Raw genomic sequence first — 13,556 nt, 5'->3', positions numbered from 1 at the left:
GTGGGCGCATGGATCCACTCACCCACCTGCTCGACGGCCCCCGGGCGCGCCGCGCCTTTGCCCTCCGCGTGGTCATGGCCCCGAACTGGTCCATCAACGTGCAGGACAGGGCGCCCTTGACTGTCATCGCCATGATGTCGGGCAATGCGTGGCTGGAAGCCGGGAATGAACGATTCGAATTGCGGCAGGGCGATGTGGCAATCGTTCGTGGCCCGGACCCCTACACGGTGTCGGATGATCCGTCCCGCACCCCGGATGTCCTCATCCATCCCGGCCAGCGGTGCACTTCCCCGTCCGGAAGGGATCTCCAAACGAGCATGAACCACGGGATACGCACCTGGGGCAACGCCTCTGCCGGGCAGACCACGATGCTGATCGGCACCTATGAAACCGAAGCGGAAATCGGCGCGGCGGTCACCACCGCCCTGCCCCGCATCGCCGTCGTTCCGGCCGGCCACGTCAGTCCGTCCCTGCTGGGGTTCCTGGAAGGTGAAATCACCAGCGACGCGCCGGGGCAAGGCAGCGCCATCGACCGACTGCTCGATGTGCTTCTGGTGCATTCGATCCGCGCGTGGGCGGCGCTCCATCCCGACACCGCACGTGGCTGGCTCGCCGGCGGCACGGATCCGCTGATCGCCCTGACCCTGGAATTTTTCCACGAATTCCCCGCCGAGGCCTGGAACCTTGAGTCCCTCGCTCAGCGCCTTAACGTGTCCCGCGCGACCCTTGCCGCCCGGTTTCGCGCCGGCGTCGGCGAACCACCGATGACCTACCTGACGAACTGGCGGATGCTGCTCGCCAGCGAGCTGCTCGCCGACCCGCGGCTGACCGCGGCGCAGATCGCCGCCAAGGTCGGCTACGGCAGCCCCTTCGCCCTGAGCACGGCCTTCAAGCGACGGTTCGGGGTGAGCCCCACCCGGTACCGGGAACGCACCTACCTTGCGCATGCCGCGGCGCCGGGCCCGACTCCGCACGGCGGCAACCTGCCCCGGCCAATGGAGGCCGCCCGGGCCGTCCCATAGCCTTCTACGGGTCAGGGCGCGCTTGAGGTTCCTTCCGCCCATGGCGGCGACGTGACTCGCCTCCGGGAACTTTTCGCCCAAAACCTCTTCGGTGCCCTGTCCGACACCCCCACCGGCGCACGACCCTCCCGAGCACCTGCCGGGCGCGTGCTGGCCGGCGAAGCGGCCATCGAGTTTGGTGTGCCGATGGGGCTGGTCTTCGTGCTGGTGCTGCACGATCGCCGCAGCGCATTGGCCGCGACGCGGTGATGCTCCATGCCGTTCCGGGGGTTACGCCGGCACCGGCGCTCGCCATACACTGGCCTTGACTCCACTATCGGAAGAAAGTGAGTGACCATGACAATCCCACAGCCTCCCGAGCCCCCGGTCAAACCGCCCGAACCCGACGGCGTTCCACCGGTTCCGCCGAACGAGCCGCCGCCGGACCCGGGCCCCGTTCCACATCCGCCAGCGCCTGAACGCCCCTACCCGCCGACCGAACCTGAACCCATCGGGCCGTACCCGCCGATCCGGTAGGCACACAGGCCACGGCAACGGGCAGTGGCATCGTCAGCACGACGATGCCCCTGCCCGTTGCGGTTCCCAGACGGAGCGTGCCTAGCGCTGGGAAAGGCGGATCATGTTGCCGGAGGGATCCCTGAACGCGCAGTCCTTCGGGCCCCACGGCTGGTCAATGGGTTCCTGGAGGACCTCGGCCCCGGTGGCGCGAACCTGCTCGAAGAGTCCGTCAAGGTCGCTGGTGCTGAAGACCGTCATCGGCAGCACACCCTTGGTGAGCAGCTCCTGCATGGCGTTGCCGTCGGCTTCCGAGCGCCCCGCGTGCGGGTCCGAGAGCACGATTCCGAGCCCCGGCTGGGTGTCCGAGGCCAGGGTGACCCAGCGGTGCTCGCCCGAGGCCACGTCGTTCTCCACCCTCAGGCCCAGCCCGTCGCGGTAGAACGGGATCGCTTCGTCGACGTCGTTGACGGTGATGTGTGAGTATTGCAGTGAAATATCCATGGCTCCACGATAGGCACCAAGCCCCCGGGTGCGCTTCTTGGATCCTGCTCGATATCGAAGAACGGCCAAGGACTCCGCACTGTCGACCGGGCGCGGCCGGTCAAGGTGCCCCTCGGCGAGCGCCGGTCCATTCGGCCATCCGCGAGCGTCCGGCGCCGGAAGGGATGAAAGCTGCTAGTACCGCTGGACCCTGGTGCTCTTGGGGCGGGTCACGGACTTGGCAATGCAGGCAGGCATGGCTTCCACCGCGGTATGTTCCCGGTTCCGGTATCCGCTGGGACTTTCGCCCGTGATCTGGGTGAAGCTGGTGCTGAAGGATCCCAGAGAGGTACACCCCACCTCCATGCAGGCATCGGTGACGCTCATCCCGGACCTGAGCAACGCCATGGAACGCTCGATGCGCCGGGTCATCATGTAGGCGTAGGGGCTCTGCCCGTAGGTGGCCTTGAACTGCCGGGAGAAGTGCGCCGGGGACATCATGGCCTTGGCCGCCATGGTGGGGACGTCAAGGGGCTTCGCGTAGTCGCGGTCGATCATGTCCTTGGCGCGGCGCAGCGCGGTGAGCACCTCGAGCTCGTACGGCTTCATGGGTTCGAGGCTATCAGCGCCATTCCCATGCGGCAGCAGGGACCTTCCCGCCACGGACCGGCGGCAAGCCGTTTGGCCGGAGGCCGTCAATGAATCCGTACGGGATTTGAATCGAAAGAACTATTGCGAAAGAGTTCTTTCGACAGTAGCGTGTGGCCCATGGACATCACCGATCCCAAGGCCATGCGGGCTCTGGCGCATCCCCTGCGCATCCGGCTTCTTGAGGTGGTTGCCGCCCACGGCCCGATCACCGCCGCCCGCGCCAGCGGGTACGTCGATGAGAGCCCGTCCAACTGCTCATTCCACCTGCGCACCCTGGCCCAACACGGCTACATCGAACGGGCATCCGAGGCCACCGGACGCGACAAGCCGTGGCAGATCACTGACATCACGCAAAATCTGGGAAGGGACCAGACCGGGCAAGAGGCGCAAACGGCCGCCGTCGCGCTGGGTGAGATGCTGCAGACCTGGGAATTCGAACGCATACGCGCCGGCAGGCGCCTCCCGCTGCCCGATGGCTGGAAGGGACACCTGTTCGAGGCCGGTTCAACCCTGTTCCTCACCCCGGAAGAAGCCGACGCCATCTCGGAAAGCTACCGACAACTTATTGCCCCCTACCTCGGGCGCATCACCGACCCGGCACAGCGGCCGGCGGACGCCGCCCCCGTCCGAGTCTTCATGGCCACGACCCTGGCCCACGACCTCATGGCCAAGGAAGCGGATTCTTGAAAGCCCTGCTCTCCATCCCGATGTTCCGCAGGTTCACCGGCGCGTGGACCATCGGAAACCTTGCCGACAGTGCCTTGTTCCTGACGCTGTCCATCTGGGTCAAGGACATCTCCGGCTCATCCAGCGCCGCAGGCCTGGTCTTCCTGGCGTTGGGACTACCCATCGTGTTTTCCCCGCTGATCGGCGCGCTCGCCGACAGGCTCCCCCGCCGCAGGCTGCTGATTCTTGGAAACGCTGTTTCCGGCGCCGGCGCGTTGCTGCTCCTGCTGGTCACTGGCCCCGGCGATCTCTGGCTGATCTATGCGGTGGCCTTCATCTACGGGTTGTTGGGGATCCTCAATGGAGCCGCGCAATCAGGGTTGGTGCGCGACATGCTCAGCGACGAACACCTGGACAGCGCCAACGGGCTGCTGTCCACCATCGACCAGGGGTTGCGAATCTTCACGCCACTGCTGGGCGCCGCGCTCTACACGCTGTGGGGCGGCAGCGCGCTGGCCCTGAGTGTCGCCGGCGCCCTGGCGCTCACCGCGGTGCTGCTACTCACGGTGTCGGTGCAGGAATCAGCCCCGGAACCGGCCTCCGAACGCGGCGGCTTCTGGCACGAGCACTCCGCCGGCTTCCGCCACCTGAACGGCGTGCCGCTCCTGTGGCGCATGGTTCTCGTCACGGCCGTGGCCCTGGGCGTCATCGGCCTCTTCGACTCGGCGCTCTTCGAACTCATCGACAAGGGGCTGGGCCGGGAACCGGGATTCTTCGGGGTGCTCATGAGCCTGCAGGGAGCCGGAAGCATCCTGGGCGGCCTCACGGCGGCAATCCTTCTGCGCAGGGTGGGCCCCGGACGGGCGGTCGGCCTCGGGTTGGCGTTGATCGGGCTTGCCGCCTTTGGCGCCACGGCGGACCTGGTGCCGTTTGTCGCCCGCCACGAGCTGCTGACGGCGGTCGTGATCCCCGCACTCTTCCTGGCCGGGGTGGGCATCCCGTGGATCTTTGTTGCACTCGTGACCACCCGCCAACGGCTGACCCCTGCCCGATTGCAGGGCAGGGCGGCCGCGGCAACCAACCTGGTGCTCAACGTCCCGCAACTGGCTTCCATCGCGGCGGGCGCGTTGCTGGTGTCGGTCGTGGATTATCGCTGGCTGATGCTCATTGCCGGGCTGGTGATAGCCGGCTGCGCCTGGTCCATGCTGAGGAGCCGACGAGAACCCGAGCCGGCTGCGGAAGAGCCGGCTGCGGTCGACGGAGCCATGTAGCGCTCGAACGGTGGCCTCAGTCGGCCACCGAGCGCACCACCCTTGCGGGCGATCCCACCACAACGGCTCCTGCTGGCACGTCCTTGGTGACGACCGAGGCTGCGGCGACGACGGCATCATCCCCGATGTGCACCCCCGGAAGGATGGTCGCGTTGGATCCGATCCACACATTCCTGCCGATCACGACAGGTGCCGGGATCATGTCCGCGCGTCGGCTCGGTGCAAGGTCGTGGTTCAGCGTCGCGATGACCACGTTGTGCCCGATGAGGGTGTCATCCCCGATCCTCACCCCGCCCTGGTCCTGGAACTTGCACCCGGCATTGATGAAGATCCGCTTTCCGAGGGTGATGTTTTTCCCGAAGTCGGCGTTGAAGGGCGGAAAGAGCGTCACGGATTCGTCAACCGGCCTTCCGGTCAGCTGCGCAAGCAGCTCCCGAACGCGCTCCGGCTCCCGGTAGCCGCTGTTGAGCTCACCGGTTATGTGCAATGCTTCCTGGCTGACCCGGTGCATCAGTACATGCAACGGCGAGTCCCCCGTGATGGTGCGGCCCGCATCCAATTCCTTCAGGAGGTCATTGAGTTCCATGATGTCCCTTCATTCGGGTGCCGGCAAAATCTGCACCCACCAATTCAACTGCTGGCTTACCAATACATAGGCACTCTTGAACCATAACCGCGAAGCGCGCTGGCGGAGCCTTGCGGCGCAGTGCGTGTCTTCAAGTCCCAGCCCTGTCCACTTCTCATGGCCCCATCGTTTCCCCGGTCCATCTCGTCTGATCCCCGCTGGCCCCCTCCCGTCCGGGCGCACGGGGGCGTAACCTAGCACCAACGTGTACTTCCGTCGCGGCTTACTGGGGGAAAGGAAAGCCTGCATGGAGAGCTCCGACCGGTTGCGGGACCGATGGCTCGATACTGCCGCCGGGATCCTACAGGAAAGCGACCCGGGGATTGCCCGTCAACAATTGCACGAGGCTCTGCTGGATTCGTTCCGCGCCTTCGCGGCGGTCCGTGCGCCGTTGGCCATGAACGGCGGAATCGGCGGGCCATCCATCTTCGGCCAGTACGCGGCGCTTGACACCTCGGACTGGCCACTGGCGGTGGAACGGGCCGGTAGTGACCACCCGGTGTTCGCCTACCACAACACCACCGGCGACCCCACGCCGGTGACGCTTCGCCAGGCAGCGGAGCGAGGCTGGCCGGTCTCCGAGTTCGCAGCATCCATGATCGACCGGCTAGGTCTCAGCACCCACCAACTCTCACTGCCGCTGGCCACCATCGGGCCGGAATCCGCAACCTACGGATTTGTCAGCGACGGCGCCTACCTTGAGCGCGACCAAGAGTCTGCCCGATCCATCCAGCCGATTGTTCGCGGCCTGGATGCACACATCCGCATGCTCGAGTCGTTGTTGACCGCACCGGTGTCCGCACCAAAGCACCCGCTGACCGCGCGCGAACAGCTGGTTCTGGCCCTGGTTGCCCAGGGGTGCACGGCAAATGGCATCGCTGCCCGTCTCTGTGTATCACCGCGCACGATCCACAAGCACCAAGAGAACCTATATAGAAAGCTGGGCGCGGTGGACCGTCTGTCGGCGGTCCTCCGCGCCCAGGAATGCGGGTTGCTCCCCCAGCGGCCCGACGGTTCCTACGATTTTCCCGGCTACCACGCCGGGAAAATGTTGGAGTTGTTGTAGATCAAATGCCTTCCTCTTCCATCCACGGTTTTAGGGAGGGGACGAGATCTACCTTGCCCACGCAGTCCGGGGCGACCCCCTGGATGATGAACCGGTTCGCCGGATCATCCAACGCGATCCACCGCCCCCCCGTTGCAGCCGCTTCGCATTGGCCGAATCCGACTACTGCTTCTTGAAACATTCGTGGGCCGGCGCCGCCGGGGCCGCCAGCACCGACAGAAGTGCAACGGCTCCGACGACCGAAGCGGCACGGATCCCCCAAGTCTTGATTTCCATGCCCGATTCCTCCGAGTTTGGTGGCGCGTTCCCTTCGCGCCGACACGTCCCAGTGTTCACCACGGTTCCGGTGTGTGCCATACGCAGTGGTGCGTAGCAGGGCCCGGACGTCGTCACGCCGGCGGCCGGGGCGTTACCCCCGGTCGGCGGGGTGCAAAGCCGCGGTGCCCTGGTGACCATGGCCGCCGGTCGCTGACCTCCGTCCAACAGGTGATATCGCCAAGCCCCGGGCAGTGCCGAATCTGCTATCTGTCCACCCTCTTCGGTAGCCTCTGCCATACACTCGCAGCATCCGTCAGCAGCCACCGGCGAGAGGACCCGGACATGAACAATCCACTTGATTTTCCGCCCGAAACAATATCCGCGGGAGACCTCAGCAAGTTCATTCAAGATTCGATTAAGGGGAGGGTTTACTCGATCACCGGAGAATGCAAGGATGCACGACAGTGGCCGGACTCCTCCTGGAATTTCGATCTGGTCACCAAGGATGCAGTCACCGGGAGCGTCCACTTCCTTCCATGTCGAATATGGCCTGACGGACAAAAACGCATTGACAAAGGCTTCACCGAAGGCGGTTCATCCCTCGAGAAGGTGTTGACCGACGGAATGAGCTTGACAGTACGAGGCGAAACCCGGATGTGGAACAACCGACTCCAACTGCGAACTCTCGAAATCAGTTCACCCTCCATACGCAACGGCCAGTTCCATCGCGACCAGATGGAACTGCTTACACGATTCAGGGACCGCTATCCCGGCCGTCCTCGTCTTCACCTCGAGCACGATCTGGTCCATATCGATTCGACCTCCGGAGTTCCCGTCCCGCATGCCAATCTTGAACGGGTAATGGTCATTGCTCCCGAGAACGCCCGTGGGACAAATGATTTCAAACGCCAACTGGTGCGCCACCACTCCCAGCGCTCAAAAATCACATACCAAGCGATAACGTGGAGCACGGACAAGGCACCGGACCGTTTGCGCTCGCTGATCCATTCAGCTCATGAACACCGTTATGGAATGATCGTTCTGCTGCGCGGAGGAGGACATTGGTCCGAGCTGCAGGTGTTTGACGATGAAATTGTCGCTGGACTGATTGCCGCCTCCGAAGTTCCCGTTATTACGGCCATTGGCCACAAGGACGATGTCTTCCTGGCAGATCGGGTGGCGCGGGCATCATTCGTGGCACCGAGTGCGGCAGCTTCAGCAATATCCAAGTCGCACGATATGCAATTCAGTAATAGATTGAAAGCCAAGGCTGAGCAAAAGGCAGCAAGTTCCCTGGCCCACCTTCAAGAAATCACGAAGCAGCTTGCCGACGCACGAACGGAACTGGATTCAACCAACAACAAGTGCCTTACCTTGCGTAGCGAAGCCGCAACGCTTGATGGCCGTTACAAACATGATCTTCTGGAGATGGCGCGGCGACGGGTACGGGGATATTCGCGGCTTGCCACTGGTCTCACTGTGGGCTTGGCTGTTGCCGTTTTCTTTGGGGCAAGCGGACTTCTGGACTTTTTTGGAGTGGAACCGACGTTTCCAGCTGTCCTGATAACCCGGTGTACGGCAATCGTGGTGGCTTGGATCATCACTTGGAGGCTCGATATCGCGCGAGAGAGGATCAAGTGGCCTGCAGCAAAGCCCCTGCGCGTCCCGCTTACGGAGTCGGAGTGGATGTCGGAGATCAAGACGGTCCGCACCGTCCACCGTCTGCGGAAACTTCAGCGTCACCCGCCGTTCAGCGCGAAGGAAGCTGAAGTCTAGAAAAGTCCCGAGTGCGTCTCGATGAGTTCGGGCCCGTCGTTGCGCACGTTGCCCACCGCCGGATCGACCTCGCGCAGCTCCCAGCTCGAGGCCACCGTCGCGGCCCCGGCGCGCACCATCTCCACCAGCTCGACGGCGTTGTTGTTTTCCGGGTCCAGCCATTCGGCCAGCGAATCCTTGGCCAGCGGGATGGGCAACCTGTCGTGCAGACCATGCAATTCCTGCAGGACCGGCAACTCCGAGTCCGCTTCCGGGGAGGGTGCGGTGAGGATCGTGGTGGAGAGCAGCCACCGCTCGGGGTCCCCGTCGTCCTTGGACGGGTCCTTCCACCATTCATAGAGCCCGGCAAAGAAGATCAGCGAGTCGTCGGCAGGATGCACATAGAACGGGCGCTTCTTGGCCTTGGGGCTGTCCCCGGCCAGCCATTCGTAATAGCCCTCGGCCGGCACCGCGCAACGCCTGGAGGCCACCGCGGACCGGAAGGTCGGTTTCTCGACCACGGTCTCGCTGCGGGCATTGAAGGCGCGCACTCCCACGGAGGGGTCCTTCGCCCACCCCGGCACCAGACCCCACTTGGCCACATGCACCTGCCGGCGCACCGCCCCCTCGACGAGCCGCTCGAGCACGATCGGCACGTCGGTGGTCGGGGCAACGTTCCAGGATTGCCGCAGTTCCAGGTTCGCATCCGCCTCGGCCTCCGCTTCGGCCACCAGGTCGCCAATTGCCTTGGCCATCACAAATCGTCCGCACATGGAATAAGACTCTCACGTCCTCGGTTACGTGGGGTATGAGCGAAAATATAAAACTTGCCCCGTACATTCCCGAAGCCGGTGCCGTCACGATGTTCACCACCTCGTGGTGCGGCTACTGCCGGAACCTCAAGCGCCTCATGGATGCCAAGGGGATCGGCTACACCGAGGTAAACATCGAGGAAGTGGAGGGGACCGCCGAGCTGGTGGAGGCCTTCAACGGCGGCAACCAGACCGTGCCGACCTTGATTTTCCCCGACGGAACCGCCGCAACAAATCCGCGGATAGAGGAAGTGCTCGAGCGCGTCTAGTCGGGCTGTGCTTGGATGGAGGGGTGCCACTTGCCGAAAGGCAGGAGGCACCCCTTCCGCGTTAAGCATTCTTTTGTCGCGCATGCGCGCGACCGTCCGCAAGAATTGGAGTGACATGTCACAAAAAGTCCAGGCCGTTATCGTCCGCGCCAAGGATGCTCCCGTTGAGACGGTGACCATCATCGTTCCCGACCCGGGGCCCGGAGAGGTCGTCGTCGACGTACTGACCGCCGGTGTTTGCCACACCGACTTGCACTACAAGCTCGGCGGGATCGGCAACGACTACCCGTACCTGCTGGGCCACGAATCCACCGCGGTGGTCAGCCAGATCGGTGAGAACGTCACCAACGTCGCGGTGGGCGATCGCGTCATCCTGAACTGGCGGGCCGTCTGCGGCCAGTGCCGCGCGTGTGCCAAGGGCACCCCTCAGTACTGCTTCAACACCGCCAACGCCACCCAGAAGATGACCTTGGAGGACGGCACCGAGCTCTCGCCGGCCCTGGGCATCGGGTCCTTCGCCCAGAAGACCCTGGTCGCCGCGGGCCAGTGCACCAAGGTCGATGAGGACGTCGACGCCGCCGCCGTGGGCCTGCTGGGCTGCGGCGTGATGGCCGGCATCGGGGCGGCCATGAACACCGGCGAGGTCAAGCGCGGGGAATCCGTGGCAGTCATCGGTTGCGGCGGCGTCGGCATTGCCGCGATCGCCGGAGCCAAGCTGGCCGGCGCCACCACCATCGTGGCGGTGGACCTGGATGACGACAAGCTGGCCATGGCCAAGAACATGGGAGCCACGCACACCGTGAACTCCAAGACCAATGACGCCGTCGAGGGCATCAAGGCCGCCACCGGCGGCTTCGGCGCCGACGTGGTCATCGATGCGGTGGGCCGCCCGGAAACCTACAAGCAGGCGTTCTACGCCCGCGACCTCGCCGGACGCGTGGTACTGGTGGGTGTGCCGAACCCTGAGATGAAGCTGGAACTGCCGCTGCTGGATGTCTTTGGCCACGGCGGATCGCTGAAGTCCTCCTGGTACGGCGACTGCCTGCCGTCCCGCGACTTCCCGATGCTGGTCGAGCAGTACAAGCTCGGCCGCCTGGACCTGGACGCGTTTGTCACCGAACGCATCAAGCTGGACGACGTCGAGGCAGCCTTCACCAAGATGCACGAAGGCAAGGTCCTGCGTTCGGTGGTGGAACTCTAATGAGCGCGCAGATTGAAAACCTGGTCACCTCCGGTACCTTCTCCCTGGACGGGGGAACCTGGGACGTGGACAACAACGTGTGGATCATCGGGGACGAGAACGAGGTCTTCGTCATCGACCCCGCCCACGAGCCGTCCAAGATCAAGCAGGCCGTCGGCAACCGCGCGGTCAAGGCCGTGTTGCTGACCCACGGGCACGACGACCACATCCGCTATGCCCGTGCGTTCGCCGATCTGGTCGAGGCACCGATCCACCTGAACCCCGCCGACACGATGCTTTGGGAAGCGATTTTCCCCGGCACCACGGCGGATCACGAGATCAATGACGGGGACACCTTCGAGGTTGCCGGGACCACCCTGGTGGCGCTGCACACCCCCGGGCACTCCCCCGGATCGACCTGCTTCTACGCCGAGTCGTTGGGAACCCTGTTCTCCGGCGACACGCTGTTCAACGGCGGACCGGGCGCCACCGGGCGCAGCTATTCGAGCTTCGAGACGATCATCGACTCGATCCGCGAACGCCTGCTCGCCCTGCCGGCCACCACCGTGGTGAACACCGGGCACGGGGATGCCACCACCATCGGCGCCGAGGCACCAAACCTGGACGAATGGATCAAGCGCGGTAACTAAGTCCGGTTTGATCTGTTGTTTCCTGTGGGAGTCGCGCGTGTGCGTGGCTCCCACATACCTTTAACCGGTGCCGTAGCGACGCCTCGCCCACGCTAAAGCACCAAGTACCCCATGAGGCTTCTGCGAACCATTGCTACACGAGGCCTTTCGGCGAAGGCGACTCGTTGGACAATCACACGCTCATCGCTTCTAACCGCCAAGGCAATAAGAAAGTACTCAGGGAGATGGAAAAGCTGGTGAACAAATGAATCCGTTGCGACTGACCGTCGGTGCGGTGCTGGTGCTGGTTGGTATTACTGGGTGCGCACCCAGTGATCAGTTTGGTGAACCGTCCAAATCGACGACAACGAAAGAGGGCGCACCTGTGGGGAACGGGTTGACGTGGCAGGAGGCCAAGGCCCAGACACAAGACCTGGAACTGGAGATCGCCCGGCTGATTCCCGAAGACAAAGTGGTGAAGATCGACCAGGGGAAAACCGGTACTTTATTCAGCTGCAGCGAGACACAACATAATTGGAATGGGGCGACAACCGTCACTCTGAGCAAGGGGACAGAACCAGAGCCTCTCGTCAAGGCGATTGAAGCGCAGTACCAGGACAGCCGCTTCACCATCGAAACAGATCTCAGCATCACTGGAAATTATCGGGTGCAGCTACGCTCTCCACACACCGCAGCGTCCTACATCATCGTCAGGGATGACCCGAATGCAATTCGTATTGCATCTGGCTCTGCATGCTTCACCTTGCCTGAAGGAGTGTATCCGGGTGGTGATTTCTGAGCATTGACGGCAAAGGCCCGCAACCTGGTCCAGGATACCGGCTGGAACCCTCTAATGCTTACCGCGCTTGACTGCTGACCACCTTGGTCGACCAGCTGTTGGGCATCCGCCGCGTCCGCTCCGCGACTTGTCCTTCGGGAAAGTCATCCACGGCCGTTCAGGCCGAGGTGGAGAGTTGGGCGACAGCAACTAAACCGGAACCATGCCTGTCACCCAGCCCGCCATGGCGTGTCGCTGAACAAGACGCCGGCCGGTACCGCAGATTCCCGGTTGGCCAGCGCAGCCGCCTCCGACCCCGGGCCTAAGGCGGCGCACGACCCGTTCAGGGCTTGAGCAGCCGGCGGATAACCCGGCCCTCGGCCAGTGCGTCCAGGGCCTGGTTGATTTCCTCCAACGGTCGGGTGTCACTATGTAGCAATTCCACCGGGAGCCTGCCTTCGCGCCACACTTTGACAAAGTAGGCAATGTCCTCGGCTGGCTTGGCATCGCCCATGTAGGAACCCAGCAGGCGCTTGCCCGCCCCGGCGAACGTCAGCGCCGGCACCGTGAGCTCGGCTTCCGGATGCGGAAGCCCGACACAGATGACCGCCCCGCCGCGGGTCAGCACCTGAAGCGCCTCGCCGATCACCCGGGCCGATCCCGATGCCTCGATCGCGACGTCGACCCCGTCGCCGGTGGCCGCAGCAACCAGCTCCCGTGCCTGTTCGGGCGTCCCCACGGCGGTGGCCCCGGCGGCAAGCGCCAGGTCATGCTTGGCCGTGTTCGGATCGATGGCAATGATGCTTCCCGCACCGACAAGCACCGCGCCCATGATCGCCGCCAACCCCACGGCGCCCAGCCCGTAGACGATCACCGACTGGCCCGCTTCAAGCCGCGCGGTGTGCCTGATGGCCCCGATGCCAGTGAGCACCGCGCAGCCGAACATGGCAGCCACCTCATCGGGGACATCCTCCGGCACTGGCACCACGGATTCGACGGCCACCACCGCGTGGTCTGCAAAGGCGGAGACGCCCAGGTGGTGGTTGATCCGCTCGCCGCCGAGCCCGCGCAGGAGCGCCTCTCCGTGCAGCAGGTCCCCGGCGGTGTTGCTCACCGCTGCCCGGTGGCACAAGGCGGGGCGCCCGGCGGCACAGGCACGGCAGGTGCCGCAGCCGGGGACGAAGACCAGCACGACCTTGGTGCCGACTTCGAGGTGGTCCACTCCCGGGCCCAGGGAGGCGATGCGTCCGACCGCCTCGTGGCCCAGGGCCATGGGCAGCGGGCGGGGCCGGGACCCGTTGATGACCGAGAGGTCCGAGTGGCACAGCGAGGAGTAGATGATGTCCACGCCGACCTCCGCGGCCCGCGGCCCGGGTGTGGCAAGTTCCTCGATGGCCAGCGGCCGGCTTTCGGCATAGTTCCCGGAGCCGTCCCCCGGCAGCTCGCGCAGGATCGCCGCGCGCATCAGGCGTTCCATCCGCTCTCAAGGGCGGGGGTGTCCGGGGCGGGCCGCGGCGGACAATGGGCGGGTGCCGGCTCTTGGGCCATGACAGGTACCTCCGGGGATCGGGCAAAGCGCGGTGCAATAGGGACGAG

Annotated in this window: 15 protein-coding genes; 10 read left to right on the top strand and 5 right to left on the bottom strand. The window is 64.5% G+C overall.

From position 1 onward, the window contains the following. Positions 1-8 precede the first annotated feature (8 nt). Positions 9-1,022 carry an AraC family transcriptional regulator gene (locus ABD687_RS02155; RefSeq protein ID WP_310287658.1) on the top strand — a complete coding sequence of 338 codons (1,014 nt, stop codon included), beginning with the start codon at positions 9-11 and terminating at the stop codon, positions 1,020-1,022. A gap of 51 nt (positions 1,023-1,073) precedes the next feature. After that, entirely contained in the window at positions 1,074-1,271 is a 198-nt protein-coding gene (locus ABD687_RS02150) for a hypothetical protein (protein ID WP_310287661.1), read from the top strand. 348 nt (positions 1,272-1,619) lie between these two features. Here the strand turns inward: ABD687_RS02150 and ABD687_RS02145 are convergent, their stop codons facing one another. Continuing rightward, on the bottom strand, positions 1,620-2,021 hold the full coding sequence (locus ABD687_RS02145) for a VOC family protein (RefSeq protein ID WP_310287664.1): 402 nt from the start codon (positions 2,019-2,021) through the stop codon (positions 1,620-1,622). A 174-nt stretch (positions 2,022-2,195) separates the two neighbouring features. Then, positions 2,196-2,609: a helix-turn-helix domain-containing protein gene (locus ABD687_RS02140; RefSeq protein ID WP_310287666.1), complete on the bottom strand. Its 414-nt coding sequence runs from the start codon at positions 2,607-2,609 to the stop codon at positions 2,196-2,198. Positions 2,610-2,768: 159 nt separating this feature from the next. Between ABD687_RS02140 and ABD687_RS02135 the strand changes: the two genes are divergently transcribed. Together ABD687_RS02135 and ABD687_RS02130 are read left to right on the top strand one after the other, a co-directional pair. Further along, positions 2,769-3,338 carry a winged helix-turn-helix domain-containing protein gene (locus ABD687_RS02135; protein WP_310287668.1) on the top strand — a complete coding sequence of 190 codons (570 nt, stop codon included), beginning with the start codon at positions 2,769-2,771 and terminating at the stop codon, positions 3,336-3,338. Then, positions 3,335-4,588 (top strand): MFS transporter, encoded by a 1,254-nt coding sequence (locus ABD687_RS02130; protein WP_310287672.1) that lies wholly within the window; start codon positions 3,335-3,337, stop codon positions 4,586-4,588. The genes ABD687_RS02135 and ABD687_RS02130 overlap by 4 nt, the downstream gene beginning before the upstream one ends. A gap of 16 nt (positions 4,589-4,604) precedes the next feature. On the opposite strand, the gene ABD687_RS02125 is transcribed toward ABD687_RS02130, so the two are convergent. Continuing rightward, complete coding sequence (locus ABD687_RS02125; RefSeq protein WP_310287675.1) at positions 4,605-5,174, bottom strand: DapH/DapD/GlmU-related protein; 570 nt, start codon at positions 5,172-5,174, stop codon at positions 4,605-4,607. A 286-nt stretch (positions 5,175-5,460) separates the two neighbouring features. Between ABD687_RS02125 and ABD687_RS02120 the strand changes: the two genes are divergently transcribed. Beyond that, positions 5,461-6,279 (top strand): helix-turn-helix transcriptional regulator, encoded by an 819-nt coding sequence (locus ABD687_RS02120; protein ID WP_310287678.1) that lies wholly within the window; start codon positions 5,461-5,463, stop codon positions 6,277-6,279. Positions 6,280-6,879: 600 nt separating this feature from the next. Next, entirely contained in the window at positions 6,880-8,313 is a 1,434-nt protein-coding gene (locus tag ABD687_RS02115; RefSeq protein WP_310287681.1) for an exodeoxyribonuclease VII large subunit, read from the top strand. On the opposite strand, the gene ABD687_RS02110 is transcribed toward ABD687_RS02115, so the two are convergent. Beyond that, complete coding sequence (locus tag ABD687_RS02110) at positions 8,310-9,065, bottom strand: SOS response-associated peptidase (protein WP_310287683.1); 756 nt, start codon at positions 9,063-9,065, stop codon at positions 8,310-8,312. The two genes, ABD687_RS02115 and ABD687_RS02110, sit on opposite strands and share 4 nt — an antisense overlap. Before the next feature lie 35 nt (positions 9,066-9,100). Here ABD687_RS02110 and ABD687_RS02105 point away from each other — a divergent pair, with 35 nt between their 5' ends. The 4 genes from ABD687_RS02105 (at position 9,101) to ABD687_RS02090 (ending at position 11,981) form a co-directional block, all read left to right on the top strand. Continuing rightward, positions 9,101-9,373 (top strand): glutaredoxin domain-containing protein, encoded by a 273-nt coding sequence (locus ABD687_RS02105; protein WP_310287686.1) that lies wholly within the window; start codon positions 9,101-9,103, stop codon positions 9,371-9,373. 115 nt (positions 9,374-9,488) lie between these two features. Next, a complete protein-coding gene (locus ABD687_RS02100) occupies positions 9,489-10,574 on the top strand; it encodes an S-(hydroxymethyl)mycothiol dehydrogenase (protein WP_310287689.1) in 1,086 nt (361 codons plus the stop codon). After that, complete coding sequence (locus ABD687_RS02095) at positions 10,574-11,203, top strand: MBL fold metallo-hydrolase (protein ID WP_302266361.1); 630 nt, start codon at positions 10,574-10,576, stop codon at positions 11,201-11,203. Before ABD687_RS02100 ends, ABD687_RS02095 begins: the two co-directional genes overlap by 1 nt. 244 nt (positions 11,204-11,447) lie before the next feature. Then, entirely contained in the window at positions 11,448-11,981 is a 534-nt protein-coding gene (locus ABD687_RS02090) for a hypothetical protein (RefSeq protein ID WP_264269026.1), read from the top strand. Between the two features lie 322 nt (positions 11,982-12,303). Here ABD687_RS02090 and ABD687_RS02085 read toward each other — a convergent pair whose 3' ends face one another. Next, a complete protein-coding gene (locus ABD687_RS02085; protein ID WP_310287695.1) occupies positions 12,304-13,425 on the bottom strand; it encodes a zinc-binding dehydrogenase in 1,122 nt (373 codons plus the stop codon). Positions 13,426-13,556: the final 131 nt, after the last annotated feature.

The organism is Paeniglutamicibacter sulfureus (genome assembly GCF_039535115.1).
GTDB lineage: Bacteria > Actinomycetota > Actinomycetes > Actinomycetales > Micrococcaceae > Paeniglutamicibacter > Paeniglutamicibacter sulfureus.
The sequence above is the reverse complement of the archived record's forward strand: the minus strand, read 5'-3'. Positions and strand labels throughout refer to the sequence as shown.